The sequence below is a fragment of the Acaryochloris sp. 'Moss Beach' genome (assembly GCF_021497025.1).
Classification (GTDB): domain Bacteria; phylum Cyanobacteriota; class Cyanobacteriia; order Thermosynechococcales; family Thermosynechococcaceae; genus Acaryochloris; species Acaryochloris marina_A.
In genome coordinates this window covers 4,443,707-4,470,167 of the sequence record NZ_CP071717.1, presented here as the reverse complement: position 1 = coordinate 4,470,167, position 26,461 = coordinate 4,443,707, and the positions used below count along the sequence as shown (strand labels likewise).

Sequence of the window (26,461 nt, the reverse complement as noted above, 5' to 3'; positions counted from 1 at the left end):
TCCTGTAGGCATTACAGAATTTGGATTAATGACAAAGGCTGTAAGCTAATGTGCAACCAATGATGAAAATCAAGATTATTAAGCTAAACGAAACAGCCCAAGTGCCTTGCTATAGTCACGCTGATGACGCAGGACTGGATTTGTTTGCCATCCAAGCCCAGCAAATCTCGCCGGGTGCATCTGCACTGATTCCCACGGGCATTGCCATCGAGTTACCGCAGGGAACAGAAGCCCAGGTACGCCCACGGAGTGGGTTAGCCCTCAAGCATTCCATTACGGTATTGAATTCACCCGGAACCATTGATGCGGGGTATCGCGGTGAAATTGGTGTGATTTTAATTAACCACGGTCAAGAAGTCTTTCAGGTAGTTGAAGGGATGAAAATTGCCCAAATGGTGATTGCACCTATTTTGCGAGTCGAGATTGAAGAAGTATCTGAATTAAGCTCCACCCAAAGAGGAGAGGGAGGATTTGGATCCACTGGATATTCCTAACGTCATTAAAGGGGAAATATGAAGGCTTGGCCAAGCTTTTTCTGATCAGTTCAGGGGAAATTTATCCACACCCAATTCGGTGATTAACGATGGGGTTTGACAATCGTTTTATTGGGTCCCTTCACTACCGTTACCTTGGGGCCATTAAAAACGGTTCGCTTCGGACCATCGTAAAAAGTTCGCTTCGGGCCACTATAAAATGTCCGTTTGGGACCGCTGTAAAAGGTGCGCTTAGGGCTATGAACTAAGGTTCTTTTGGGACCTTTACGAATAATCGGTTTAGCATTAGCCGGGATCGCAATTCCAGTAGAACCCAGTACTAGAAAAGCAGCTAAAACAAGGGATTTTTTAGTCATAAGTCAATTGTGTAACGCTACTGCTTAGACTGGCCCTGTCCTAGAAAGGTTCAAAGAGTTTTGAATGGGTTGTTTCGATCCTTCGTCTTCTTAGGGGTCCGACCACACAATCCTTGCTGTATCAGCACTGGAGAGGGTTTCGCTATTCTAAGAGAGAGCATGCCTGTTCCGTGAAGGGGAGACGCTCTGTCAGTCGATTTAAAAATAAATTGCCCCGGGAACGACAATTACGGAGTCTAAAGTCGCGGATCCCCGGAGCACACACATGATAATAACTAATGATACCTATAAATTTGGATTGTTGCAAATCTATGTAAAAATTGCACCGCCCATGAGTTTTTGGTAGCGAAGATTTAATTCAGATTGCATCAGGGGCCAAGGGGCTAAAGTGCTGTCTTTTTCCAAGACTTTTTCAGCCGCTTGACGGGCTAATTCTAGAGTCTCTTGATCATCCACTAAGCTGGCTAGGGCTAGGTCGGGCAGCCCCGATTGGCGGGTGCCTAAAACTTCTCCTGGCCCCCGAAAGCGAAGGTCCATTTCAGCAATAAAAAAGCCATCTTGGGACTGTTCCAACACCGCTAAACGCTGGCGGGCTGTTTCCGTTTTCGAACTGTTCATCAGCAAACAATAGGACTGATGGGCCCCTCGACCGACTCGGCCTCGCAGCTGATGGAGTTGGGATAAGCCAAACCGATCGGCATGTTCAATCAACATCACTGTGGCGTTGGGAATGTCGACCCCCACTTCCACCACGGTGGTCGAAACGATAATCTGCAGCGTTTGGTCGCGAAACTGGGAAATGACCGCTTCTTTTTCCGCAGAGGTCAGCCGTCCGTGCAGCAGCCCCACCTGGAAGTTGGGAAAAATAGTGTTCTGGAGGCGATCATGCTCTTGCACGGCCGAGCGTAAATCTAGCTTTTCGGACTCTTCTACTAGGGGTAAGACAATATAAATTTGTCGCCCCTGGGCGATTTCCCGTCGCATCAGGTCGTAAGCATGGGCCCGATCGCGGGTGGTCAACATGGTGGTTTTAATGGCCTGTCGTCCCGGCGGTAGCTCATCAATCTGGCTGACATCCAGATCGCCATGCAAAGTCAACGCTAGGGTACGAGGGATGGGGGTGGCGGTCATGGTGAGCACATGGGGATGCTGGCCTTTTTGTTGGAGCAATGCCCGCTGCTGAACGCCAAAGCGATGTTGCTCATCAATCACGGCTAAACCCAAGCGATCAAATTCAACATTGTCTTGAATTAAGGCGTGAGTGCCGACCAGCAGGGGCAGCTCTCCTGTTTTAAGCTGTTCAGAAATTTGCCTACGTTTAGCAGCTTTGGTGGACCCCGTTAATAAATCGACGGGTAAATGCAGCTGATTAAACCATTCCACTAGCTTGTGATAATGCTGCTCAGCCAAGACTTCCGTCGGGGCCATCAGGGCGGTTTGATACCCGGATTGAATGGCCGACAGGAGGGCAATCACTGCCACCACGGTTTTACCTGACCCCACATCCCCCTGGATCAGACGGTTCATGGGCTTAGTGGATTGTAAATCCGCCAGAATATCCTGGACCACTCGCTGTTGGGCCCCTGTGAGGGTAAAGGGCAACACCTCATAAAACTGCTCCAGTAACTCCCCGTGGATGCTCAGGGGGACACTCTCTTGGGTCTGGCGCTGCTGTTCTCGGCGGACCAGCATCCCTAGCTGCAGGTAAAAGAATTCATCGAAGATCAGACGACGACGGGCTCGATCTAAGGCATCACTATCCGGGGGGAAATGCACATTTGCGATCGCACTTGGCAAATCCGTCAAATTATTTTGCTGCTTCAGGCCCTCAGGCAATGGATCGCGAAGGCTTTTAGCCGCGGGTAAGGCCGCCACCACTGCTCGCCGTACCAGATCAGGCGTTACCCCTTCCGTTAGGGCATAGATGGGCACCACCCGACCAATCACCATCGACTCAATTTTGTCCCCAGAATGGTTCAGCACCTCTAGGTCAGGATTATCTAGGGTGATGCCATACTTGCTGCTCTTGACCAAACCAGAGGCCGCTACAACGGCTCCCGGAGGGTAAAGACGCTTTTGTTGCTCTTGCCAACCCCGACTGCGAAAGCGATTACCGGCGTAGAATCGACTGAGTTTTAACTGGCCCGAGGCATCCTTAACCACCAGCTCAAAAATAGTCAGCTTGGAATTGCGGGGACTGCTAAAGCAATTGACCCGCCGCACCGTCGCTACCAGAGTGACCGTTGCCCCTTCTTCTAGATCACGAATCGACACCTGTCGGGCATAGTCAATATGGTCGCGGGGATAGTAGAACAGTAAATCACGCACGCTATAGAGTCCCAGCTTCTCCAGCTTCTGAGCACTCTTAGGGCCAATTCCTGACAAAGACAGAATGGGCAGATCCAGGGATAGCTTCTGGGGCGTAGCCTTGAGCTTTTGGGTGGCAGGCTTTCGAGGTTTAGGGGGTGGGTCGGTAGCCTGACGATAATCCTTCTGGGTGGAATAGAGGAGGCGTCGGGTTTCAGCCACCAAGTGCTGACGCTGATTCAGGGTCAGTTCTGCATAACCGCTAAACTTCTGGGCCGTGGACTGCCACCGCTCTTGCACAGTAGACTCGGAATGGGGCGGGACCGAACTGGCCAAACTCTGCTGAAGAAACTGACTAAAGCGAAATTGCTTACCTTCTAGGTCACAGAATCCGCGATCGGCTTCCACAGAGAGGGCTTGTTGCAGCCTCACCCAATCGGGGAGGCCTGAGGTGGATACAACTGGAACAGAATCACCCATAGACGTTGCAGCGATATTGCCCCCATTGTAATGATCAATGGAGATCTTGAGATCCGTTTATCGCAGATGAAGACAGCTCATATTGCCAAATCGGCAGGCCGTTAAGGGTGAGGGTTGTCGTTTTCTGGCTGCCCAGGCGTTGGGCGACCCGTTGCGACCTCACATTCTCGGGATGAATCAAGCTAATGAGTTTCGGGCACTGCAACTGGTTAAAAGCCACATCTACAGCCGCCTTCGCACTTTCTAGGGCATAGCCGTATCCCCAGTAGGATCGCGCCAACATCCAGCCCACCTCTAACCCCGGCCAGCCCTCGGGATAGTAGAGGCCCACCCGACCCATCAGGGTTTGGGTGGCTTTTTCTTCCACTGCCCATAAGCCATAGCCTCGGATAGACCAATGCCCCAGCACCATAGCCATGTTCTTCCAGGCTTGGGTCCGAGATAAGGTTTCTCCAGACCCGATATAAGCCACGACCTCAGGATCTGCCAGCATGGCAGCATAGGCCTCTAAATCCCCAGCGCAAAATTGTCGCAGCTGCAGCCGTTCGGTTTCTAGAATTTGCATGGTGTGGGCAAGCCCTCTAAAAGCGATGAATCAATTCACCAGCAAAGCTGGTTGGGGCAAGGTCTGCTTGATGTCCTGTTCTGCCGTTTGATATGGCAAGCTTTTAGCCTGTAGCTTGCTAGTAGCTTCCAGAACAGGGAGAGGCGGACTGATCAAGAATCCCTGCACTGTTTCACATTTCAAAGCTTTTAACAACTCCAACTGTTCAGGGGTGTCAACGCCTTCTGCCACCACGCTTAAATGCAGTCCCCGCCCCAGGGAAAGCACAGCATTGATCACCTCTAATTCTTTGGCATCAGAGGTCAACCGTTTGATAAAAGATTGATCAATTTTGAGGGTATCTAAGGGAAGCTGAGTGAGATAGTTGAGAGATGAAAAACCCGTACCAAAATCATCCATGGCAATCTTAATCCCCATCCCTTGAAGCTGTTTCAGCACTTCTTGGGCTAGAGAGATATTCTTAATAGCAATGGTTTCGGTAATTTCCAATTCCAAATACTTAGGGTCGAGTCTGGTTTTCCATAACACTTGCGAAATCGTTTCCACCAAGGTGGGGTCATAAAATTGCCGGGCCGATAAATTAACGGAAATGGTCAACGGCATACCGGTGATCTGTCGCCATTCCACAACTTGTTTGCAGGCCACTTCTAACACCCATTTGCCAATTTGCACGATTAGATCTGACTCTTCGGCAAGCGGGATAAATGTAGCCGGAGAAATCAGACCTTGTTCAGGATGTTGCCACCGAATCAGCGCTTCTAAACCTGTAATTTCCCCTGACTGCAAATTGATTTGGGGTTGATAGTACAACATAAATTCTTGACGTTCTAAAGCATGACGGAGGTCATTTTGCAGAGCAAATAACTCCGTGGCTTCCGAGTTCATATCAACATCATAAACTTGGAAAATTCCCCGTCCTTGCTCCTTACATTGATATAAGGCAACGTCGGCATTTTGCAGGAGAACTTCTGCTTCCTGACCGTCATCCGGGAAGCAAGCAATACCGATACTGGCATTGATATAGATTTCATGATGATCAATTTTCACCACTTCTTGGAAGGCATCTAGAATTCGTTGAGCCGTCCTCGTCGCATCGGCAACTGTTCTGATACTCGCCAGTAATAGGGTAAACTCATCGCCTCCCCAACGGGCGACCGTATCTCCGCCCCGTAAGCAATGTTGCAAACGATTGGCGACTTCTTTTAGCAGTTCATCCCCTACAGAATGGCCCAAGGTGTCATTAATGGTTTTGAATCGATCCAAATCCATAAACATGACGGCCAGATTGTCTTGATTGCGGCGGGCTTCCGTCAGGGCTTGATCCAACCGTTCTGCAAACAAGACTCGGTTAGGTAGGCCAGTGAGGGCATCATGAAAGGCTTGTTGATGAATAATCTCATCTTTATCTTGTCGTTCTAAGGCAGCACTCACACTAGTTGCCATCGTCCGTAGAATGGCCTCTTCCTGGTCGGACCAGTGGTAATTGTCATTACAGTCATGGAGTTCCACAAACCCCCAAAAGTTATTTTTGACAATAATGGGAACCGCCAGAATAGATTGAACATTCTCTTGGGAAAGCATCGTTTGCTCAGCGGTCGAGAAGCCTTGGGTGACCCCCGCTAATAGCAGCACCCCCCGCTAAGGTGGTGTACCATCGCTGCAGATGAGGATTGCTATAGAGCTGGTTTTGGCGATGTTCAAAGTGGCGAATCGAAGCAATCTGAGGGCCTGTCCATTCATAGCGAATGCTGGTGGCTAGCCGATGGGTCTCCGCATGCACATGATTCTCGCTAATACAGATGCGATCCACCCCGGCGGTGGTGCCAAATCGGGCTAATGCCGCATCAATCGCTTCTTCATAACTGGCGTTGGCTAACAGGTGGGTTGTGGCTTCGGCAACGCTTTGCAGTAACCGATCACGCTTGAATAATTCCGCCTCAACTTTTTTGCGCTCAGTGATGTCGGATAAGCAACAGCGGATTAGACCATTCTCAGAAATAAAGTGAATGGACTGTTCATAGACCTGCTGATCAACCGTTACTTCCCGGCTGAGAATTTTTTGTTTAGAAGATTGTGTTAAGGAAATTAACCCATGAACGGTTGGATGATCTACACCCAGCATTTGCAGGCTGGGAAAGGCATTATGGGCAGCGGGGTTGATATAGGTCAACTCTCCTTTGAGGTTGACTTCAAACATGGGGCTGGGCAAAATTTCGGGAAAAGAGGCTAAGCGAACCAAAGAGGTTGCTCCGAAACTAGGAGGGTCATCCCCTTCATGAACAAAGGTTTCCCGAGGGTTAATATCTCGGGTAACGGCTTCCTCAAAGTCAAAGTTTTTACAGAAATCTCCAAATTCGAGATCGGTCAATGCCCCTAAAACTAGATATTTGGCCTTCATTTGGCGGCCAAATACAATCCGATCTCCATGATTGAGCTTGGTAGACGCACATTTCTCGCCATTTACAGAGGTGCCATTCGTGCTGGCCTCTCCCTGTAAGTTGCCATCAATGAGCATAAATCCATAGCTATTGGGATCTGCATTAGTCACTCGTAAAAACAAGGCATGCTGGCGAGAAATCCCTTGGGAGCGGACGACAATAGAATTGGTTACGTCGCGGCCTAGAAAATAGGAAGATTCCTCCAAAGGCACTAAGCGAAAACCATCCAAATCCTCAAGGATTAGGAGATGCCGGATTTTTCGTTGCGGGTCATTGATGTCTGGGGGCACGGATCATGGTGTCGCGACGCTACAATGCTCTTTCAAATGCAGTCAATTCGGCATCAGTAAAACTATTGAACTTCTATTTTGATTAGCATTTCAGGCCAAATAATCTAGATATTTCTACGGCTATCCGAAAAAAATGGGTCGTTATTGGCAAACTATTCTTGTTGCTCATCTTCATAGAAGCGATAGAACAGGTAGGCATCATCAAAGGGATGCTCATCCAAAACGTGATGAATAATCCGCTTTCGCATCAGTAGCCGACCAATACGCAGGGCTTCTTTACGGGTGGCCCGCTGGGTTCGCATGAGCCAAATAACCGCTTCTGAGCCCACAAAACATCGGGGATAAATATTCAACCGATGACGGCGATCTTGAATATTCAGTCCCTGGTCACCTTTCATCTGGGCCACGAGTTCTACCAGGTTGATGTCTGGAGAAGAGGACCGTGAGATAGATCGAGGACTAGATGGGGGGGAAGAAAGGATCGGTGGGGGGGGAAGATTGGGATCGCACAGAGTCTGGATAATACAAATGAGGGGCATTTTCCGTCCGCTGCTGCACTAGCAAATCGATCAGCTGCTCTAGGTGAGGTGATCGCACGTGCAAATCCCGCTGGGGAAATGGAACTTCGATCTCGTACTGGCGCAGCATGGATTCGACACGAAAGTACAGATCGCTTTTGAGACGATACTGCTGGCGCGGTTCGCGAAACCACACCAAGACTTCAAAGTTAAGGGCACTCTCTCCAAACCCCAGAAACTGAACTTGGGGTTGAGGATGAGCCAAGACTTCTGGGTGATGACTGACGGATTCAATGAGGGCAGTTTGAACTCGGTCGACATCGCAGCCATAGGCCACATCCACGGGCAAATGCAGGCGAGAGACGGAACTGCTGTGGTTCCAATTCACCACTTCTTTTTCTAAAAAATGGGAGTTGGGAACGATGATCGTCACTTCATCTTGGGTGCGCAGTTCGGTGCTGCGGGTGCCGATTTTCTCGACGGAGCCGACTAAATCTCCGACTTTGACAAAATCTCCGGCTTCGATGGGACGATCGAGGAGCAGGATGATACCACTAATAAAGTTGCTGACGATATTTTGGAGACCAAAACCAATCCCCAAGCCCAGAGCACTGCCGACAATTAACAGGGCACTGATATCGACGCCTAAAACTTGGAGGATAACGACGACCCCCAACCCGGTGAGAACGTATTGGGTGAGAATTGCGATCGCATCTTGCAATCCCCGATTCACCCCCAGCAACGGCAAAATCCGAGCCTTGAGCAGGAGCGTCAACCCCCGCACAATCACCCACAACCCCAGAATCAACCCCATCACAATCAACAGGTCAACGATGCCGTATCCCTGTTCCTGCTCTTTCAGGATCAATATCGGTTCATCAAAACTCCGTAATACCAAGTACAGCAGGGTACGGAACTGGGGGAATAATTCGCAGACATAATACCCTGCTCCGCCCCAGACCAAAAGCTGAAGGCCCGTCAATCCCAGTAGCTTTAAAGGGCGTTTCGTATCTTGCATCGTTCGCAACTGCTGCCGTCGCCAGCGGAGCCGGATCCATTGAATCCCGCAGTGGAGGAGGATGGCTAACAGTACAGCCACCCCACTGTTGAAGATCGCTGTTTGTCGATAGGTCAAGGTGCGTTCCTTGAGCCCCTTAGCAATCGCTAGATTCATCGTGCTTTGCCACTCAACCGCCTGCTCAAGCACTCCCTTACCCAACATGACATCGCGGTCAGTCACCGTTAATAGGTGACGGTCGGCCAAGCGTAATGTGGGTAAAGGCCCTGGCGTCACCTCCACAGTTGGAACGGCAGGGGAATCCTGGGCCGCTGCAAAGTCCCGTATCGCTTGGGCTAAGCTATCGTTGGCCTGTTTAGCTCGGTCTTGTGCAGAAAATTCAGTAAGTTTACTGATGCGAAACAGTACTTTGCCATCCAATACAATCGGTGCGGTATCGAAGCTGCGGCCAATAGTAATCTCTGCTTGGGATGGAAGGGAGAGTCCAGTCAGTAAGAGAGTAATACTGAAAAATAGAATTAGAAAAGATTGAATAGGCCTAAACGGTCGTCGATACAGCATCTCAGAGAAAGCAAACTCACACCCCACCCATTATTCAAGAGCGACATGATAAGAGCCTGAAAGCATACTGATCTTTTCGGAATGGTTTGCCAACGCCGAATCTAATGAGGTGATGGCAAAACTAGCCTCAAAAAATCGGGAGAGCTATTCAACAATGGTCATTGCGAATCTTGCCGCTGGGAAAGATGGTTTGGCAGTAGCGGCTATTGGTAACATCGGCACCACTGATATCAGCCCCTCGCAAATTGGCCCCTTGTAAGTTGGATTCACTCAGATCGACCCCGCTCAAGTCAGCATTTTGAAGGTCTGCATCTGTTAGATTCGCTTCACTTAAATCCACCCCGCTCAGATCGGCATCCTTGAGGTTGGCGGCTGTCAGGTTGGCTTCACTTAAATCCACCCCGCTCAAATCGGCTTTGTTCAGATCACTTTTAGTGAGATTGGCATCACTCAAATCAGCCCCACTCAAATCGGCTTGGCTGAGGTTAACCTCACTCAGGTTACAGCTACAAAACTCGGCACCGCTAAAATCGGCTTGGCTCAGATCCAGCTGATGGAGGTCTAAGGCAGTGAAGTCGGCTCCGGCAAATCGACGTTCTCCGGCTGCGTAGCGACGGCTTAATTCTTCACGACTGAGTTTCATAGGTTTACTGGCGTTGCTGACGTTTCAACCATAGCTTAATTGCCTAGACTAGAAGCAACGAACGCAGCTCTCCCCATCAAAGACCTGAGGCACAAGGATCGTGAAGTTAAACTATCGACAAATTTTGCTGGGGTCTTTCAGTTGGCAAAGACTGATTCTGGCCCCCATCTTTATCTACGGTTGCTTTGCGCTCTATATCTTTTTCAAAGCGGACAGCATGATTTTCCTGCCTCAGTCCCCAAGCTACCGAGATACAGATGAGGTGATCAAGCTTCCGGTCACCAACCAGGAAGAGATCTCGGCCCTCTATTTCCCCAATCCCGATGCGACCTTTACGTTGCTGTATATCCACGGCAATGCAGAAGATTTGGGAGATATCCGGCCCCGGCTAGAACAGCTTCAGCAATCTGGCCTGAGCGTGTTTGCCTACGATTACAGAGGCTATGGCACCAGTGATGGTCACTCCAGTGAAAGCAATGCCTATGAAGATGCAAAGCAAGCCTATGCCTATCTGACCAAAGAGTTGGGGGTAAAGCCTAATCGGCTGTTAGTACAGGGGCGCTCCCTGGGAGGCGGATCTGCGGTGTATTTGGCCACCCAGTATCCAGTGGCGGGAGTGATCTTGGAAAGCACATTTACTTCCATCTTTCGAGTGGTGGTGCCGATTCCGATTTTGCCCTTCGATAAGTTCACCAGTCTGAACCGGTTAAAGCAAGTCAAAGCCCCCGTGCTGGTGATGCATGGAGAAAACGATCAGGTGATTCCCATTGAACAGGGCCGACGGTTATTCGAGGCGGCGTCTGGACCCAAACGATCCTTATGGGTTGCAGAGGCCGGTCACAATAATTTCTCGCAAGTCGCAGGTGAACGGTATTTTCAAACGTTGAAGGAGTTTCAAAGGCTAGTTCTGGAGTGATATACAAGCGCAGAATGACAAGAACTGAAGCGTTTCTACAACTTTGGCATCAATACTTAAATCGGGTGTTGATCTGTTTGTTTCAGGGGAATGAAATGGGCAAGCTTACTGGGCATCTATGCTGCCATAAAAAAAGAAAAAGCCTGATACAGCATCTGGTTGGTGATAGAGTGAGAAACTTTTAATCAGATAAGAACGTTGGTTTCAAGTCACTTTACCCCATAGCAAGAGAAGGGAATACAAATTTTGCAACAGCAAAGAATTCTGTGGTTACAAGTCTTTGCCCTAGCCCTAGTTCAAGGGGCGATTGTATTGATGTGGGTAATCTACAACCTTTACCTGGGAAAACTGCTGGGTGAGTTTGGATTTACCTCTGTATTTGTCACGGGTATCTTACTGCTAGAAAACGGTCTGGCGATGCTAATGGAACCCCTAATGGGGAACTACTCCGATCGCGCCCAGCGCTGGCTAGGTAGCCGATTTCCATTTATTGCCGCAGGGGTAATTTTGGCATCGGGACTACTGATGGCAACTGCGGTGCTGGTCACGTTTAGTCAGCCCGAGGGGGTCTTTCGCTGGCTTTTACCGATATTACTCGTGGCTTGGGCCATTTCCATGACAGTGTTTCGCAGTCCAGCTCTGTCCTTGCTCAGTCGATATGCCTTTGGCAGTGGTCTACCGCAAGCAGCCAGTGTATTGACCGTAATGGGGGCGATTGCGGGGGCAATGGGGCCTTTGGCCAATAAATATATTCTGGAGTTAGGACCGGGGATTGCCTTTGGCCTAGCGTCACTCATTTTGCTAGGGGCTGCGGCTATTTTGCGGTCTGTCAATACGGAAGTGAAGATGCCCCATCAACCTTCTGGGGTTGGGGCTCGTCCATCCATGAGAAATTTAGCCCTGGTGTTTACGGTGGGATGGGGGCACCTCGTTGGGGTTTCGGTTATTGATGACGACGTTTCCCAAAATCCTCAAAACCATTCCCAACCTAAATGTAGGGCTGACGATGGGCATGATCTTTATTGCTTTAGGGATAACCGCCATTCCGGCGGGGACGGTGGCCCGTAAACTAGGGAATCGTCAAGCCATTCTGTTGGGGTTAGTGGGATTAGCCCTGACGTTAGTTTTCATGAATTGGGTCGGCCAGACCTGGGCAGCGGTGGGGGTGGCGATAGCCATCGGTACCTGCTTGAGTTTGGTGAATAATGGCACGTTGCCCTTTGCCCTGTCGATGGTGCCTGCCCAAAAAGCAGGATTGGGAACCGGGATGTTTTTTAGCGGGGGAGCATTGTCTGCTAGCTTATTTGGGGCTTTCTTCAAACAGCCGGACGCTTTGTCCCCCTTAGTGATGACGACTGTTGCGATTGTTAGTTTTGTCGTAGCGATGATTGCGATCGCATCTAGCCAAAAACCCTCCCTACCATCGACATAAATTGGGACCCGAATTTTCAGGTTCAATCACGCGAAAGTCCATCCAATACATCTCCCAATTCCGCCGAGGCGTTTGCCATTGAGGATCCTGAACAATATTGGGGCTGTCGTAGGTTTGCCCCTGATATTCAAAGACTACAGGTACAGTCTGTCCCGCTTGAGTCCAGTCATAAATCATTTTCTTGAACTCCACCACGGGAAGGGCACTACCCTCTAGCTCTGCATTTTTCGGATCCATGTCCACTACCTCTGGCGGCAAGCTCAGGATCCAGACCACATCTTCCTGATAGCCCCAGCGTTTGAGGGGATTACTACCCAGCAGTAAATGATTGGAGCGAGGGCCTTCCGTACGGAGATTGCTGAACATGGAGAAGGTTCCGGCGGTGCGGAGTCCTAGGTAGGGCATGAGGCCGAAGCAGCAGAGGCCAATTAAAAACACCGCCATAAATTTAGGCATAGATGCGTTGAGAACCGGAAGTCCTTGCCAAACGGGTCTATTTTTAGGTGTAAAGAGCTGGGTGAGAATCGGCCAAAGGAAAATGACTGAAGCGAGGTTGAAGATGGCTCCGGCAGTGACTTTGATATCGAATTCTAAATAGGCGAGGTAATACAGGGCAGAGAAGACACCTGCCATAACGTTGAGGCCAAAGTACAGGTGTACCCGATGAATCTTTCTTCCCCCCAGAGAGATTTCTGACTGTTCTTGCCAAAGCTGCAGGTAGCGATCGGGAATAAAGGTAAAGAGTAAGCTTCCGGCTAGGGCACTGAAGTCGACGAAGCCAATCATGGCGATAAAGCCATGCATCAGCCATGAGAGCAACAGAATTGGAGCCTGCATTCTGGGCACAAACAGCAAGAGACTGCCCAGCAATTCCCAAGCGAGGACAAAGTAGATATTGGCTTGCAAGATTAGGTAGGGTAGCAATACATAATCTCGATAGGCAAATCCGAAGGCATAGAGCAGAATACCGCCACAGGTGAGTAAGGCGAGCAGCAGGATTTTGGGAAGTTTTGAGGATTTGAGTCTGGGACGGATGAGTCCTTGCCAAAGTCCGAAGAGGGCCAGGGCTATGACGATGACCATGACTGGAAGGCCCAAGAGATTGGATTGGAGCATATCCAGAATGCGATACAGCATCATGCTGGAGCAGGACACTTGAGGATTGAGAAAGTCGGTATTGAGTTTATGGAATCCGGCCCAGAAGTAGACGCCGAGTAAGGAAGCTCTGAGGATGGGGCGCATCATGGCGTAGTAGTCGTCGGCGCTGGCCTGTTTGATCCAGGCGTAGACCATACCCACTATCAGAGTGAGGTTGAGGTAGATCAGGAAGTTGACGTGGTTGGCGACGTCGGGGAAGCGAAAAATTAAGAAGTAGGCGGTGGAGAGGACCAGGAAGGCAAAAAATTTGCTCCGGGTTATGCGGGTGAAAACGAAGGCGGTGATTAATGCCAAAAAGGCGAGGGCAAAGCCTGGTGCTTTCCACTTTTCCTGCATTTCTAGCAGGAAGGCGGTCATGTAGAGGATGGTGAAGATTGAGAACGGACTCATCGGTTGAATTGTTGACGACTGTGTTCCCCCGTGTTGGCGCTTCTAGCGCTTGCGGCTGAAAACGCCATCTTTCTAAAATAAACTTGATTGTCCTGAGTACATGATGGTTTCAGGACTCAGTTTTTAAAATGGTTGTAATTCCCTCTGATTATCGAGATGAGGTAATTGTTTCTGAATGGACGCAAATTTTTTCCATATTGATGTGGTTGATCGACAGTTATTTCATTGCAATTATTTGAATATTCTTCATTTCCCACAAAACTCTTTGCGGCTGCTGATAAATTAAGTGATGTGCAAAATTGGTGTGCTTAATGAGGCGTATGGATGACTCTATTGAGTTAAAAGTTGCTGTTGAAGATCAACAGGCTTCGGATGAAGAATTGCAGGCAATTCTGGCAACTCTAGCGATGGAGTTAGAGAATCAAGAGGCTACTGTAACAACTGCTGAATCTTCAAGTAAGTCTGCTGACCCAAACTATCGCTTCATGGGAGATGAGAGCAGTAGTTTACTGGATATCAAAATTAATCTTGATACCCTCAAGGATGTTAGCAAATGGCTGTATGAGCGGTTAGTGGGCACCACAACCAAGGTCAAATTTAAATATGGCGATCTGGAGTTTGAATTTGAAGGACGAAATGATCAAGATCGGCAATCGGCTCAGAAAGATTTTGAAGATTTTGTCAGTAAGCTAGAAGCAGCGAAACAAGCACAAAATGGGTAAACGAGCTGCTTTATTAGTTGGAATTAGTGAATATGGGGAAGGGTTTGGGCCATTACCAGGCAGCTTGAAAGATATCCAGGCAATGGTAGATGTGCTTAAAGATCCCGAATGTGGAGCATTTGAGGTAGAAGACCTCAAGAATTGTTCTGATACGTCTTTAGAATCAACGATTGAAGGTTTCTTTTCTGGTAAGGATGCTGACAGTCTGTTGCTGTTCTATTTCTCTGGGCATGGAGATTTAGGCAGTGGAGGAATTTTAAACCAACATTTGCATTTGTGTGCGAAAAATTCTCGCAAGGAAAATGGCAGGCTAATCGAGTCTAGTGCTTTGTCGGCAGGGTTCTTGAAACGCCAGATGGATCTGTGCCGAGCAAAGCAGATCGTGGTTATTTTGGACTGTTGTTACAGTGGCAAGATTGCCGATTTATTAACAAAAGGGGAAGGAGATATTGATTTTGATGAGTTGAAGGCAAGTGGCCGGGTTATCTTAGCTTCATCCAGTGCTGCCAAAGTTGCTTTGCAAGAACATGATGGATTGTCTTTGTATACCCAGTTCTTAATTGAGGGGATGGAAGGGGCTGCTTATCCAGGCCAAGGCGACTGGATCGTGGCAAGAAATCTACACGAACATGCGGATCGACGGTTTGAAATTGAACGAAAAGGTAGCTATCGACCTAGGATTCTCGCCGAAGATACAGGTTATGATTTACCGATTGTTCGTGCCCCTAAACCTGATCCAAAGCTGGAATATCGCCTAGAGGTGGATCGAATTTTTCAGGAACTGGATGAGGAAATGCATCTAGAGTTCAATGGTTCCATTGAGGATGGCCTGGATCGTGGCAGTCTGGAGACTTTTCGAGCACGCTTAGGACTTTCACCAGATGATGCTTTGGCGATTGAGGAGAAAATCCAAGCCCCTTATTTGGTTCGGGCAAAAAAACGGCAAGACTATGCTGAGTATTTTAGAACCGCTGTGAAGGATGGGACGACTCCTACTTCAAGGCAACGGCGGCGTTTAATTGAAATTTGCCAGAACTTACTTTTGGGCAAAGAAGATGCCCAGCGTATTGAGAAAGCCATTGCCCAAGAACTGGATTTAGCTTCCCCACCTAAGCAACCTGAGATCGTTTCTAGTAGAGTAGATCCACTCGAACTACCCGAAAAAGACATCTCTGATAACCCGCAAGAAATTACTACTGATCCCAAATACGAAAAACTGGAGAAATTGCTACAAAATCAGAAATGGAAAGAAGCAGATCAAGAAACCTATCGGTTGATGATCACTATTGTGGGAAGAACAGAAGAAGACTGGCTTCGCGAGGAAGACCTAAAAACATTCCCCTGTGAAGACTTGCAAACACTGGATCGTTTATTGGTAAAGTACAGCAAAGGTAAATGGGGCTTTAGCGTCCAGAAGCGGATTTGGGAAGAATGCGGTAGCCCTAAAACCTATAATAACGATTGGAAGAAATTCGGCGATCGCGTTGGTTGGCGAAAAAATGGCAAGTGGTTAGAGTACCAACAACTCACCTTTGACCTCCAAAAAACTTCCTTTGGAGAATTTCCTTTGGGTGTGTTGGGAGGTGGGATGTTTGGGTTGCGGGTGGGTGGAGTAAGTAGTTTCTCTTTTCTCGCACAAAGACTTGTAGGCTTTAGCACGAGACAGTCTTAATCATTTTAAAAATTTCATTTCCACGTTCAGATCAACATAAAACTCACCTTTTCAACGATTTCTTACCTGGCACCTCGCAACCATTTTTTTAATCTATAGCGGTGTAAAATCTGGCTCATATCGAGTTCTTACCACTTCCAGGTTCAAGCAATTTTCTAATACAAACTTCATCCTCACCACTTGAATCTCTGAATCTAAGCCATCCCAATCATCCCAAGGCAACCGAGTTTATCCCGGTGATGGCTTACGGGGTTTCCGTTTTAGCTTCAGTTTTGCCAACAACTTCGTTCCCCAATGACTTTTCTGAGGTGGCTTGGGCTTCGGTTTATACCCCTGGCAAAAACGACGATAGGCCCGAGAACCAATTTCAAAAACCTATTGATTCAGACCCATAACTCAACCCAGTTATTTAGTTCTCTACTGATTGAGGCATCGTATCAATTAATGCTCTCAGCACATTATTAACCGACTCGGGTGTTCTAAACACCTGAGCAACGTCATCATCTAAAACAACGACCTTCATCTGCTGCTCTACATTACGGGCTACAAATCGATTAGGTTTAGCCTTTCTATAATCTAATTGATACTCAGCTTGAAGTTCATCATTTATGTCATTAGACTCTTCAAAAGCTTTGTCTTTCATAATCTTCAAGCTCCCTCCGGGTAGCTAAACGGGCGCTAATAATGCGAATCGCATGGGGGCGTTCAGTGAAAGAAACCAAAAGTAATCGGTTATTTTTAGAATGTCCAACAAGAATCTCTCGTTTTTCGCTCACTGAGTGGGCTTCATCATCAAAAATAATTGCTAGCGCATTGTAAAAAACAGACTTTGCCTCTTCGAAACTGACGCCATGCTTCTTCAGATTGGCCGTTGCTTTGGAATCATTCCACTCAAACTCCATGCCCAAATCATAGCTGATTACTGATTTCAACAGGACAGAAGCCGTTGGGAATGAATTTCTCCAGAATCTTAAACCTTTAAACTCATTACTTCATGCTCAAATTTTCAATGCTGATATCCAAAATCTGAATCCACAATGAACCTAATAAAATCAAAGAAGATAGATATCTCAATTACCTCGTATTTAAGCAAAGCCTATCGCCTATACAAGTTATGGATAGCCAGAAATCAGGATTGTTCATCGGACTATCCACCCTGGATATGATTTATCTCGCCTCTGGTCCACCCCAAGCTAACCAAAAAACTAGTCGCCCAAGATAGCTTAATTTCAGCAGGCGGACCCGCCACCAACGCCGCTGCCACCTTTGCCCACCTCAACAATACCGCCCAACTCCTCACCGCCCTGGGCCAGCATCCCATCACCCAACTGATGCAAGCCGACCTAGACAACCTCAGGCAACCCGTCATCCTCACCGACCTCACCCCCCGACCAAACTCAATCCCCCCCCGGTCTCTTCCATCGTGGTCACCCAAACCACAGGAGAACGTGCCCTTATCTCCCTCAATGCCCAGCGCCAAATCGCCCAGCCCCACCAAATCCCCCAAGATTTATGGGAAAAAATCACCACCACCGACATTATTCTGATAGACGGCCATCAAATCCCCGTTAGCCTCGCCATCGCCCAACAAGCCACTAACATTCCCATCGTCTTAGATGGTGGCAGCTGGAAACCTGGCCTAGAGACCCTTCTGCCCTACATCAACTACGCCATTTGCTCCGCCGATTTCCATCCTCCGGGTTGTCACGACACCCAAGCCACGCTGGACTACTTAAAACAAACTCTGCCCAAATCTGCCCATATTGCCATCACCCAAGGCGATCAGCCCATTCTCTATTGGCAGGGCGCCACAGGCACCGTATCCGTCCCAAAGATTACCCCCGCCGATACCTTGGGTGCAGGGGATATCTTTCATGGAGCCTTTTGCCACTTTATCTTGCATAGCGATTTCCCCCAGGCCCTAGCCCAGGCCGCCCAAGTCGCGGCAACCGCCTGCCAATCCTTTGGCACTCGGGCTTGGATGCAATCTCCTTAAAATAGACGGGCACCCTTTGGACATAAATCCTGTCCTTAGATACAGGCATTATTCGTTACCCCTACATCAATGAAGCGGACAACCTTAAAACTTGGGCAACTTCTACTGATCGGGCTGGTCATCCTTAGCTTTGATCTGCCGGTTTCTTCGGTGCGATCGCAACCCACAAGCTCGCAACCCGCATCCCAACCCTCCGCATCCCAAACCGCAACCGTCCAGTTTCTCCCAGCCGACCAAAACCAGCTCACTCAGCTTCTCAAGCAAGCGCCCCAACTCCAGCAGCAGCCTTGGCCTCAACTCCTCCAAACCCTAGCCACCAAATTCGAAGGAGCAGCCTATAAGGGGGGACTCCTGGATCAAAGCCCCAAAGAAGAATTAGTCCTCTCCCTCAGCCAGTTCGACTGCGTCCTTTTTGTAGAAACCGTCCTCGCCATCGCCCGTACCCTCACCGTCGAGGAGCCTTCCCCCCAAGTATTTAGCAATGCAGTCCAAACCCAACGCTATCGCCAAGGACATATGCAAGGCTATTGCAGCCGTCTCCATTATTTTTCCGATTGGATTGCCGATAACCAGCGTCGTGGCTTAGTCGAGAATATTACCCCAGCCTTGGGAGGCATTCCTCTCAACAAACCGCTCAACTTTATGAGCCAGCATCGCCAGAGCTACCCACAGCTAAAGAGCACAGCTAACTGGCAATGCATCCAGGCCGTAGAAACTCGGTTGCAGTCACTACCCTTGCACTATATTCCCCAAGCCCAAATCCGAGGGATTGAAGCGTCTCTACAGCCAGGAGATATTATTGCCGTGGCTACAGCAGTTCCAGGGTTAGATGTCACCCATACGGGACTGGTTTACCAAATGTCTGATCAGACCAAGGGACTCATCCATGCCTCTCCCGGCGGTAGCGTGCGTATTGCCCCGGATTTAGCCACCTATGTTGCCAATGTCGATCAATCCATCGGCATTATTGTGGCTCGCCCTCAAAATTCCCAGCAATAAAGAGAATTATAGAGAATCCCCAAAAGCACAAGTATGCATAGGGTTGAGCTTGTGATCCGAAAGGTTGTGATTTTTCAGCGGGAGTGAGATTGTAAAAAAGTCCGCTCAATGTTCGCTATGTTACCTAAGAAATTTATCCCCCTGTTTTGTGCTGCGATCGCACTCGTGTTTTTTGCCAGTTGCTCCACCCCCCAACCCAACTAGTACAGCCCCTAGTCCCTCGCCGCAAGCTGAGTCCCTCGCCGCAACTGAGCCCTTGAACGTAGCACTGGCCATCCTCTCCCCCACAGAGGGAAATCAGGTAACCGGATCAATCAAATTCAAGCAAGCAGAGGATAAAATCACTATTCTCGCCAATCTCCAAGGCTTACAGCCCAATTCCGTCCATGCTTGGCATATCCATGAATTTGGTGATGCCTCCAGTCCAGATGGGAAAGCTATGGGCGGCCACTACAATCCAGAAGAAATGCCCCACGGACTCCCCAACAATCCTGAACGTCATGCCGGAGATTTGGGCAACCTCAAAGCCGATAGCCAGGGAGAAGTCGCTAAGGAAATTACCGTCAATAACATCTCCATTAACGGCCCCCAAAACCCCATTCTGGGACGTGGCCTGATTATTCATGCCGAAACCGATGATGGCGGACAACCCACTGGTAATGCTGGGAGTCGGATTGCCCAAGGCGTGATTGGTCTGCCCAAAGCATAGCGGTGTCCCCTGCCTCTATTCAGCCGCGTGATCCAGCTCTCCCAGAAGCCCTCAGCCTCATTCAGCAACGGGACGCCTATCTGAACAGTATCTATCCACCGGACAGTCATCACCAGATGTCCAAGGCAGTCCTCATGCAAACTCATATCCAGTTTCTAAACGTGGGGAAGAAGCATCGCTGATTGTAGAGCCTTGGTGAATCACGACAGACTATGGGGAAATTAAACGATTTTTTATCCAACCGAAATTTCGAGGGATGCAGCTCGGCCACCGACTGCCCCAGGACCTGAAGACAAGGGCTGCATTTACCCTACCTCCGCTTAGAAAGTGGAGTGTCCCAACCTGAAGTATTGGGGTTATTTACCCAATTAGGCTATCAACAGCGGGGACCCTTCGGCCAGTATCAGGCAAAGCCCTATAGTGCGTTTATAGAAAAGTCATTGACGGAGCTCTAGCCTCACGATCAAGCCTTAAAAGATGCGAGATAAAACCTCCATTACACCTGGATTATTCGCTTCTGTATCAATCGTTACTGTAAGCAATGCCGTCTAGCGTAAATACTATGATCCAAAGGGTACGTTCCCATTACTTAGCTCGTCCAAAGTTATGAAATAAGATTCAGATCGCAACCTATCTTTCGTGATCTGTATTGATTTGTTCTCAAGTTCAGGAACTGATAGCCAATTTCTTTTGACCATCTTTTATTTCCTAATCAATCAAAGGCTTAGGTAAGGTCAAGAATATCGTTAGCGGTAGGGGGAATACAAACTTCTGTGTATAGAATTTTCACGCCACAAATTGAAGTTGATATTTTGAGTAGGTTTATAGCTTAATTCATCTCAATCCTCAATCTCTTTCACCATTTAATAATAAATTTTGATCGCAGATTGTTGCATATTACACATTAAGGTAAGGCAAGATTTATTGTATGGATTTCATGACAATCAGAATCCTTTAAATCACTTAAAATATCTTATATATAGTTCTAATTAAAGACTAGTATTTATTTTTAGTAGTTTTTCTCGCTATCAAGCGAAATATTTTCAATTTTCTCTTGATAGAGCTTTAAAAGCTATGACTAATATATAAAGTACTGATTCTACTAAACATCAAACTGAGGGGGAAAACATATGGATCATCATTCGAGCGAAAGTGCTGCCTCGAACAACTTATTAATTTCACCACAACAGTCTTTCCTCGAATTCTCTCCATCGAAGCAGATGCAAGAGATCCTCCAGCAATATGAAAGAATGCTGGAGCAGCAACAAAATCAAATCGAATATTTGAATCTGGAATTGCAACAATTGCATTCTACAAAATCTTTAAACTTCAAAGGGAATAAGATTTGGTTCAAATTGAGACAATATCTGTCTGGCATCCACGGAAGTTCAAGCGTTCAACCTCGTTTTTCCCTGAGTCAAATCCTGTTTACTTACATCGGTAGTTTTCTAGGAATTGCAGCCTTAGCCTATCTGAGTATGGTCTCAGATTATCCGCTAATTGCTGCGCCCTTTGGTGCTGCTGCAGTACTCGTATTTGCTGTGCCGAATAGTCCCCTTGCCCAACCCCGAAATTTAATTTTTGGCAACTTATTGGGGGGAGTTGTGAGTGTCGTGATGGTTTATCTATTTGGTTCTGAACCGTGGGTCATGGCTTTATCTGTCGCGACCGCCATTAAAGTGATGCAGTTAACCAAAACCCTCCACCCACCGGGAGGAGCTGTGGCTTTGGTAGGAGTTATGAGTCAAGCCAGCTGGAATTTTGTACTCACACCTGTCGTCGCAGGATCAGTCATCCTCCTGTTTTGTACCTTTGTTTTTAATAATTTAATACCAGAACGTTCTTATCCTCGTCACTGGTTATAAGTTCTTTTATGTTGAAAAGTATTTAGATCTTGGATAGGTATCTATTGGCACATCAATTAAGAAGAATAAGAAAAAGAGTTCGTGTTGATATTTTAGGTGTCGTGATTAGTAATGCCATTGTGATGGCAGCACCTTCCCTCAATATAGAATTCACCAAAAATATCATCCTAACCTTTGCTAATATCGTTATGTTCATCCTGATTTGGGATGCTTATTTTGACGATAATCTATCTCAAAAAAGCCCCTGGGGCATTATTAAAGATCTACTGACCGTTACGGCTGTCAGCACAATCACAACTTTTATCACCTATCAAATCCTGATCAAGAAAATTACTCTGTTGATCACTAACTGGGGAAGCCTAGGGTGGATATTAGGAGGAGCTGTCGCAGGCATTGTCACAGCTATATTGGGGCTGATATGGGCATTCTACTGTGATGATCTTTACCGTAATTCTGCTACTTAGGGACACAAAAAAATCTCTGGCAAATCATATAATGAACCGCCATCTTGTCGATTTTGTTATTTAGCCATAGTTGACTTAAAAGAATTTTGTAGTCAGATTGGATCTCTAGACATTTAGCAATCTAATGGGAATAAGCACGTTCAATGCATGAGGCAGTAAAGTGCTACACCCCGCCTAGCTTCGGTCTCTTCACTCGCAGGATGGCATGAATTCTTTATACTTCTAGAATGCAACCCCAAATAATGTCGTCAAAAATGGTGCTCTTTTTACCTATTCCGGCAGCGGGGAAAACCATTGTCCTGACTCTCGTTCTGCATGTTTCCATCTTTTTTACCCCCCGGAGTTGCTCAACTCACGGAAGACACTTCCATTGCCCTAGCGCAACAGATCCAGCAAGAAGCTATTACGACCCCTCTTCTTCCCAACCCGATCCTGACAACTTATGTGCAGCAAGGAGAAGGAGATATCCCCATCCTGCTGCTGAATGGCTTCGATAGCTCCCTCTTAGAATTTCGACGCCTTATCCCCAAGCTGGCCTCCCACACCGAAATATGGGCATTGGACTTGCTGGGATTTGGCTTTACGGAGCGGCCCGAGGGGGTTGCCTTCAGTCCCACGGATCTCAAAACTCACCTCCATAGCTTTTGGCAACAGATGATTCAACGGCCCATGATCATCGCCGGGGCATCGATGGGTGGGGCGACGGCCCTAGATTTTGCTCTCACCTATCCAGAAGCCGTTGAGAAGTTAGTGCTGTTGGATAGTTCCGGCTATGCTCCCTCTCCTAAGGCAACCAAGTTCATCATGCCGCCGTTTGATCGCTGGCTGACCAACTTTCTACGCAGTCCTCGGGTCCGACGGTGGGTGAGTGTGCAGGCCTATTGCGATCGCAGTTTCGTTACCCCCGATGCCGAATGCTGTGCATCTCTCCACCTAGAGGATCCAAGTTGGCACCGGGCCTTAGTCAGCTTTACCAAAAGTGGCGGCTACAACTTCCTCTACGACACCATCAAAGACATTCCCCACCCCACTCTGATCCTCTGGGGAGAAGCGGACAAAATTATGGGCGTAAAAGATGCGGATAAGTTTGATCAAACTATTGCCAACAGTCAGCTAACTTGGATTCCCAACTGTGGTCATGTCCCCCATTTAGAGCAGTCTCAACTCACTGCTGACTATATTTTGGAATTTCTATCCGCCTCTGAGCGCAAGGAGAGTCAGACCGTTGGCACGCCTAGTAGCCAAGACGGATAGCTGCAAGCTAAGCTCTCAATCTGCTTTTTAATCCAATTGTTCTTCCCCAATATCTGCCAACGCCAAAGGTGCATCTCCAGGGGTTCGCAGATTTTCCACTAGAGCCTGAATTTCAGGGGGTGGAGGTGGCGTCAACCGAGACACCACCAGGGTGACCACTAGGTTAATCAGCATCCCCAAAGTGCCAATACCTTCTGCCGAAACCCCAAAGAACCAGGGAGGCATGTTGTAGAATTTCACACCTAAAATATAAACAGTGGTGAATAATAGGCCCGATACCATCCCTGCGATCGCACCTTCCCGATTCGTCCGTTTATCAAAAATCCCCAGCAAAATCACTGGAAAGAAACTCGCCGCCGCCAAACCAAAAGCAAAGGCCACCACCTGAGCCACAAACCCTGGCGGATTGATGCCAAAATACCCGGCAATCAAAATGGCAAACCCGACCATAATGCGGCCCACCAGCACCCGCTCTCCTTCAGACGCATCCGGCTTCAGGAGTTTGTAATAAACGTCATGGGCAATAGAGCTAGAAATAACGAGGAGTAAGCCAGATGCCGTCGATAGGGCTGCAGCTAAGCCACCCGCAGCAACCAACGCCACAACCCAAGGCGCAAGCTTAGCCACCTCTGGTGTAGACAAGACAATAATATCGGGGCTAATTATGACATCGCTCGTCTCTTCCGTCGGCGTCCATTCGATGGTGCCGTTGCCATTCTTGTCGTCTAGGGTCAGTAGCTTAGTCGTTTGCCATTTTTGTACCCAGTCCAACTGCTGAACTTCGGCAATAGGCTGGTCATGCAAAGTGTTAATCAAGTTATAGCGAGCAAAAGATGCGATCGCAGGGGCAGACGTATACAGCAACGCAATAAACAACAATGCCCAACCCGCAGAGTAGCGAGCCGCCCGCACATTGGGAACCGTATAAAACCGAACAATCACATGGGGAAGCCCCGCCGTCCCCACCATCAACGCAATGGTAATGAACAAGATATCCAGCATGGATTTTGAAGCAAAGGGTTGGGTATAGGCATCAAACCCCAAATCCACCTGCACTTGGTTGAGCTTATCCACCACATCCCCAAAAGTGAAAGCTAATTGGGGAATAGGATTACCCGTCAGTTGCCAGGCAATCGCGATGGCCGGAATCAGATAGGCCACAATCAACACGGAATATTGAGCCACTTGGGTCCAGGTAATCCCCTTCATGCCCCCCAAAATGGCAAAAAAACCAACGATTACCATGCCAATCATCACGCCAATATTGACATCCACCTGCAAAAATCGGCTAAAGACAATTCCCACTCCGCGCATTTGTCCCGCCACATAGGTGAGAGAGACAAAAATAGCAGCCACAACAGCCACCAATCGAGCCACATTGGAATAGTAGCGATCACCCACAAAATCAGGAACCGTGTACTTGCCGAATTTGCGCAAATAGGGCGCTAACAGCAGGGCCAGCAACACATAGCCCCCGGTCCATCCCATCAAATAAATCGAACCGTCATAACCCAAAGATGAAATCAGTCCCGCCATCCCCATAAAGGAGGCCGCTGACATCCAATCCGCTGCCGTCGCTGCACCATTCGCAATGGCTGGAACGCCCTGGTCGGCGATGAAAAAGCCCTTGCTATCTTTGACCCGAGATCGCCAACCAATGTAGAGATACACCATAAAGGTGAGGATGACAAAAATAGTTGTCCAAACTTCAACAGTCATAGGATTACTTCTGCTTAGGGTTGGCGTTGTACTGGCGATCGAGCTTATCCATCTGCTTGGCATAGATAAAGATCAAGGCCACAAACACAAAGATGGAACCCTGCTGAGCCATCCAAAACCCAAGGGGCAAATTACCAATCGAAATATTGTTAAGGGGTTGAACCAGCAAAATGCTAAACACGAGAGAGACTAAGCCCCATACCATCAGCAGGGTCCGAATCAAGGCAGTGTTTTGCCGCCAATAGTTGGGCAAGCGGGGAGAGGTCATGGAAAGCACTCACAAAAAATTTACCCGCTAGTCTACTACTAGAGCTGTCCCCAAATGATGCAGCGATGGGGAACGTAACATTACCGATTATGTTCTTGGCCTCGCACAAGAGCCTGGCTTACTACGTTACTCCTCACAGAAAAGCTGTCAGCTAAGTGCTTATACTCTAGACGGCTAAGATATTAACTTCTTTAAAAGACTGAAACTTGAGTGATAGAAGGCTTGTTAGTTTCGCCTTGTGCTCTCCATTGCATTGATCAATGCAATGTTGAATGGCCCCTTTGAAAGAGTGAAAATCGGCATAATACTTCGAGTAGAGACATTCCTTGCGCACAAAGCGCCAAAGCCGCTCAATCAAATTCAAATGGGGGTGAATAGGAGGGCAAATAGACTAACTCAATATCGACGATCTCAGCAAAGTCAGTCACCAGCTGGCATTTTTGATATCGGGCATTGTCTAAAATGACGCTGATGGGTATGACTGGGTCGAGTAGTGCCAGCTTGGCTAGCAACAGACACATGCTATGAGAGTTGATGTAGGTGTGGTTGGTGATACTGGTGACTTCTTTGGTGACAGCGTTGAGTGCACCCAGAACATTGAATCGTTGACGGCCAGAAGGAGACGGGATGAAGATCCGACGAAGGCACCAGAGAAACCCCCAGATAAGCCCGGTGAACAAAATGAGCAGCATCCACAAAAAAGACAAGACGCTCTTGGCGTTGAGCTTCCTCTAATAAGGGTTCAAGGCGAGTTTGTCGAAACTGCTCTTGCTCCTCAATTTTCTCGGGCAGACTCGACTTTCCCGGCACATACCCCACTTTTCGATAGCGACAACCAATGCGCTTGAGGAAGGCTTTGATCTGGGTTGGAGAACGCTTAATGCCTGTCAATTGTTCAATGACTGCTTGGGCTTCTGCACTGGTGCGGGGCGGGTGGTGCTCAAAGTAGGCTCTCACACTATCGCTATGAGCATTGAGTGAACTAGGTTGACCTTTGTATTCCAGGGTCTTCAGTCCTTCAATTCCGCCTTGTTGATACTGACGAAGGGTTTTAGCTAAGGTCGGACGACTAATCTGACAAAGCTGACAAATCTGGGCATGGGGAAGACCCTGACTTTTCAAGTAGAGCACTTCCATCCGTCGCTGCACCCGTGGGTGAGGATGATGATAGCGTTCGTAGTTGAGGTGTTGGATTTCCTCTGCGGTGAAATCAATTTTAATCATGCA

At 48.2% G+C, this 26,461-nt stretch carries 26 protein-coding genes and 2 pseudogenes; 14 read left to right on the top strand and 14 right to left on the bottom strand.

What is annotated here, in order from left to right:
- Nucleotides 1-62 precede the first annotated feature (62 nt).
- Entirely contained in the window at nucleotides 63-494 is a 432-nt protein-coding gene (gene dut, locus HRE53_RS21040; RefSeq protein ID WP_235111195.1) for a dUTP diphosphatase, read from the top strand.
- A gap of 83 nt (nucleotides 495-577) precedes the next feature.
- On the opposite strand, the gene HRE53_RS21035 is transcribed toward dut, so the two are convergent.
- From HRE53_RS21035 to HRE53_RS21000, 8 genes are all read right to left on the bottom strand, one after another.
- Nucleotides 578-850: a hypothetical protein gene (locus HRE53_RS21035; RefSeq protein ID WP_212665165.1), complete on the bottom strand. Its 273-nt coding sequence runs from the start codon at nucleotides 848-850 to the stop codon at nucleotides 578-580.
- Between the two features lie 309 nt (nucleotides 851-1,159).
- Complete coding sequence (gene recG, locus HRE53_RS21030; protein ID WP_235107811.1) at nucleotides 1,160-3,637, bottom strand: ATP-dependent DNA helicase RecG; 2,478 nt, start codon at nucleotides 3,635-3,637, stop codon at nucleotides 1,160-1,162.
- A 34-nt stretch (nucleotides 3,638-3,671) separates the two neighbouring features.
- The gene (locus tag HRE53_RS21025; RefSeq protein ID WP_235107810.1) at nucleotides 3,672-4,202 is read right to left on the bottom strand and encodes a GNAT family N-acetyltransferase; all 531 of its coding nucleotides are present in this window, start codon (nucleotides 4,200-4,202) and stop codon (nucleotides 3,672-3,674) included.
- A 30-nt stretch (nucleotides 4,203-4,232) separates the two neighbouring features.
- Complete coding sequence (locus HRE53_RS21020; protein WP_235107809.1) at nucleotides 4,233-5,834, bottom strand: EAL domain-containing protein; 1,602 nt, start codon at nucleotides 5,832-5,834, stop codon at nucleotides 4,233-4,235.
- Nucleotides 5,791-6,930 (bottom strand): FHA domain-containing protein, encoded by a 1,140-nt coding sequence (locus HRE53_RS21015; protein ID WP_235107808.1) that lies wholly within the window; start codon nucleotides 6,928-6,930, stop codon nucleotides 5,791-5,793. The genes HRE53_RS21020 and HRE53_RS21015 overlap by 44 nt, the downstream gene beginning before the upstream one ends.
- Nucleotides 6,931-7,082: 152 nt before the next feature.
- Entirely contained in the window at nucleotides 7,083-7,328 is a 246-nt protein-coding gene (locus HRE53_RS21010; protein ID WP_235111194.1) for a DEP domain-containing protein, read from the bottom strand.
- Between the two features lie 61 nt (nucleotides 7,329-7,389).
- Nucleotides 7,390-9,027, bottom strand: coding sequence for a mechanosensitive ion channel family protein (locus HRE53_RS21005; protein WP_235107807.1), 1,638 nt, complete (start codon nucleotides 9,025-9,027; stop codon nucleotides 7,390-7,392).
- A 148-nt stretch (nucleotides 9,028-9,175) separates the two neighbouring features.
- Nucleotides 9,176-9,670 (bottom strand): pentapeptide repeat-containing protein, encoded by a 495-nt coding sequence (locus HRE53_RS21000; protein WP_235107806.1) that lies wholly within the window; start codon nucleotides 9,668-9,670, stop codon nucleotides 9,176-9,178.
- Between the two features lie 97 nt (nucleotides 9,671-9,767).
- Between HRE53_RS21000 and HRE53_RS20995 the strand changes: the two genes are divergently transcribed.
- From HRE53_RS20995 to HRE53_RS20985, 3 genes are all read left to right on the top strand, one after another.
- A complete protein-coding gene (locus HRE53_RS20995) occupies nucleotides 9,768-10,586 on the top strand; it encodes an alpha/beta hydrolase (protein WP_396133462.1) in 819 nt (272 codons plus the stop codon).
- A gap of 246 nt (nucleotides 10,587-10,832) precedes the next feature.
- Nucleotides 10,833-11,654 (top strand): hypothetical protein, encoded by an 822-nt coding sequence (locus HRE53_RS20990; RefSeq protein WP_235107804.1) that lies wholly within the window; start codon nucleotides 10,833-10,835, stop codon nucleotides 11,652-11,654.
- Nucleotides 11,644-12,018, top strand: a complete 375-nt coding sequence (locus HRE53_RS20985) for a hypothetical protein (protein ID WP_396133396.1) — start codon at nucleotides 11,644-11,646, stop codon at nucleotides 12,016-12,018. The genes HRE53_RS20990 and HRE53_RS20985 overlap by 11 nt, the downstream gene beginning before the upstream one ends.
- Here the strand turns inward: HRE53_RS20985 and HRE53_RS20980 are convergent.
- Nucleotides 12,004-13,566, bottom strand: a complete 1,563-nt coding sequence (locus HRE53_RS20980) for a hypothetical protein (protein ID WP_235107802.1) — start codon at nucleotides 13,564-13,566, stop codon at nucleotides 12,004-12,006. The two genes, HRE53_RS20985 and HRE53_RS20980, sit on opposite strands and share 15 nt — an antisense overlap.
- Before the next feature lie 320 nt (nucleotides 13,567-13,886).
- On the opposite strand from HRE53_RS20980, the gene HRE53_RS20975 reads away from it, so the two are divergent.
- Both HRE53_RS20975 and HRE53_RS20970 read left to right on the top strand, forming a co-directional pair.
- Nucleotides 13,887-14,288, top strand: coding sequence for a hypothetical protein (locus HRE53_RS20975; RefSeq protein ID WP_235107801.1), 402 nt, complete (start codon nucleotides 13,887-13,889; stop codon nucleotides 14,286-14,288).
- The gene (locus HRE53_RS20970; protein ID WP_235107800.1) at nucleotides 14,281-15,960 is read left to right on the top strand and encodes a GUN4 domain-containing protein; all 1,680 of its coding nucleotides are present in this window, start codon (nucleotides 14,281-14,283) and stop codon (nucleotides 15,958-15,960) included. Before HRE53_RS20975 ends, HRE53_RS20970 begins: the two co-directional genes overlap by 8 nt.
- A gap of 409 nt (nucleotides 15,961-16,369) precedes the next feature.
- Here HRE53_RS20970 and HRE53_RS20965 read toward each other — a convergent pair whose 3' ends face one another.
- The gene (locus HRE53_RS20965) at nucleotides 16,370-16,603 is read right to left on the bottom strand and encodes a hypothetical protein (protein WP_235107799.1); all 234 of its coding nucleotides are present in this window, start codon (nucleotides 16,601-16,603) and stop codon (nucleotides 16,370-16,372) included.
- On the bottom strand, nucleotides 16,584-16,862 hold the full coding sequence (locus tag HRE53_RS20960) for a BrnT family toxin (protein ID WP_235111193.1): 279 nt from the start codon (nucleotides 16,860-16,862) through the stop codon (nucleotides 16,584-16,586). The genes HRE53_RS20965 and HRE53_RS20960 overlap by 20 nt, the downstream gene beginning before the upstream one ends.
- A gap of 212 nt (nucleotides 16,863-17,074) precedes the next feature.
- On the opposite strand from HRE53_RS20960, the pseudogene HRE53_RS34945 reads away from it, so the two are divergent.
- From HRE53_RS34945 to HRE53_RS20925, 8 genes and pseudogenes are all read left to right on the top strand, one after another.
- Nucleotides 17,075-17,956 (top strand): annotated as a pseudogene (locus HRE53_RS34945) (PfkB family carbohydrate kinase).
- Nucleotides 17,957-18,025: 69 nt separating this feature from the next.
- Complete coding sequence (locus tag HRE53_RS20950; RefSeq protein WP_235107797.1) at nucleotides 18,026-18,955, top strand: N-acetylmuramoyl-L-alanine amidase-like domain-containing protein; 930 nt, start codon at nucleotides 18,026-18,028, stop codon at nucleotides 18,953-18,955.
- A 172-nt stretch (nucleotides 18,956-19,127) separates the two neighbouring features.
- Nucleotides 19,128-19,664 (top strand): superoxide dismutase family protein, encoded by a 537-nt coding sequence (locus HRE53_RS20945; protein ID WP_235107796.1) that lies wholly within the window; start codon nucleotides 19,128-19,130, stop codon nucleotides 19,662-19,664.
- A gap of 2 nt (nucleotides 19,665-19,666) precedes the next feature.
- Nucleotides 19,667-19,846: a hypothetical protein gene (locus HRE53_RS20940; protein ID WP_235107795.1), complete on the top strand. Its 180-nt coding sequence runs from the start codon at nucleotides 19,667-19,669 to the stop codon at nucleotides 19,844-19,846.
- A 150-nt stretch (nucleotides 19,847-19,996) separates the two neighbouring features.
- A complete protein-coding gene (locus tag HRE53_RS34525) occupies nucleotides 19,997-20,119 on the top strand; it encodes a hypothetical protein (RefSeq protein WP_255800816.1) in 123 nt (40 codons plus the stop codon).
- Nucleotides 20,120-20,794: 675 nt separating this feature from the next.
- On the top strand, nucleotides 20,795-21,529 hold the full coding sequence (locus HRE53_RS20935; RefSeq protein WP_235107794.1) for an HPP family protein: 735 nt from the start codon (nucleotides 20,795-20,797) through the stop codon (nucleotides 21,527-21,529).
- 44 nt (nucleotides 21,530-21,573) lie between these two features.
- Nucleotides 21,574-21,993: a hypothetical protein gene (locus HRE53_RS20930; RefSeq protein WP_235107793.1), complete on the top strand. Its 420-nt coding sequence runs from the start codon at nucleotides 21,574-21,576 to the stop codon at nucleotides 21,991-21,993.
- A gap of 315 nt (nucleotides 21,994-22,308) precedes the next feature.
- Nucleotides 22,309-23,247, top strand: coding sequence for an alpha/beta fold hydrolase (locus tag HRE53_RS20925; RefSeq protein WP_235107792.1), 939 nt, complete (start codon nucleotides 22,309-22,311; stop codon nucleotides 23,245-23,247).
- Nucleotides 23,248-23,274: 27 nt separating this feature from the next.
- Here the strand turns inward: HRE53_RS20925 and HRE53_RS20920 are convergent, their stop codons facing one another.
- From HRE53_RS20920 to HRE53_RS20910, 3 genes and pseudogenes are all read right to left on the bottom strand, one after another.
- Nucleotides 23,275-24,966, bottom strand: coding sequence for a sodium:solute symporter family protein (locus HRE53_RS20920; protein ID WP_235107791.1), 1,692 nt, complete (start codon nucleotides 24,964-24,966; stop codon nucleotides 23,275-23,277).
- A gap of 4 nt (nucleotides 24,967-24,970) precedes the next feature.
- Nucleotides 24,971-25,234, bottom strand: coding sequence for a DUF4212 domain-containing protein (locus HRE53_RS20915; RefSeq protein WP_235107790.1), 264 nt, complete (start codon nucleotides 25,232-25,234; stop codon nucleotides 24,971-24,973).
- Nucleotides 25,235-25,400: 166 nt separating this feature from the next.
- Nucleotides 25,401-26,458: pseudogene (locus tag HRE53_RS20910) on the bottom strand (IS630 family transposase).
- Nucleotides 26,459-26,461: the final 3 nt, after the last annotated feature.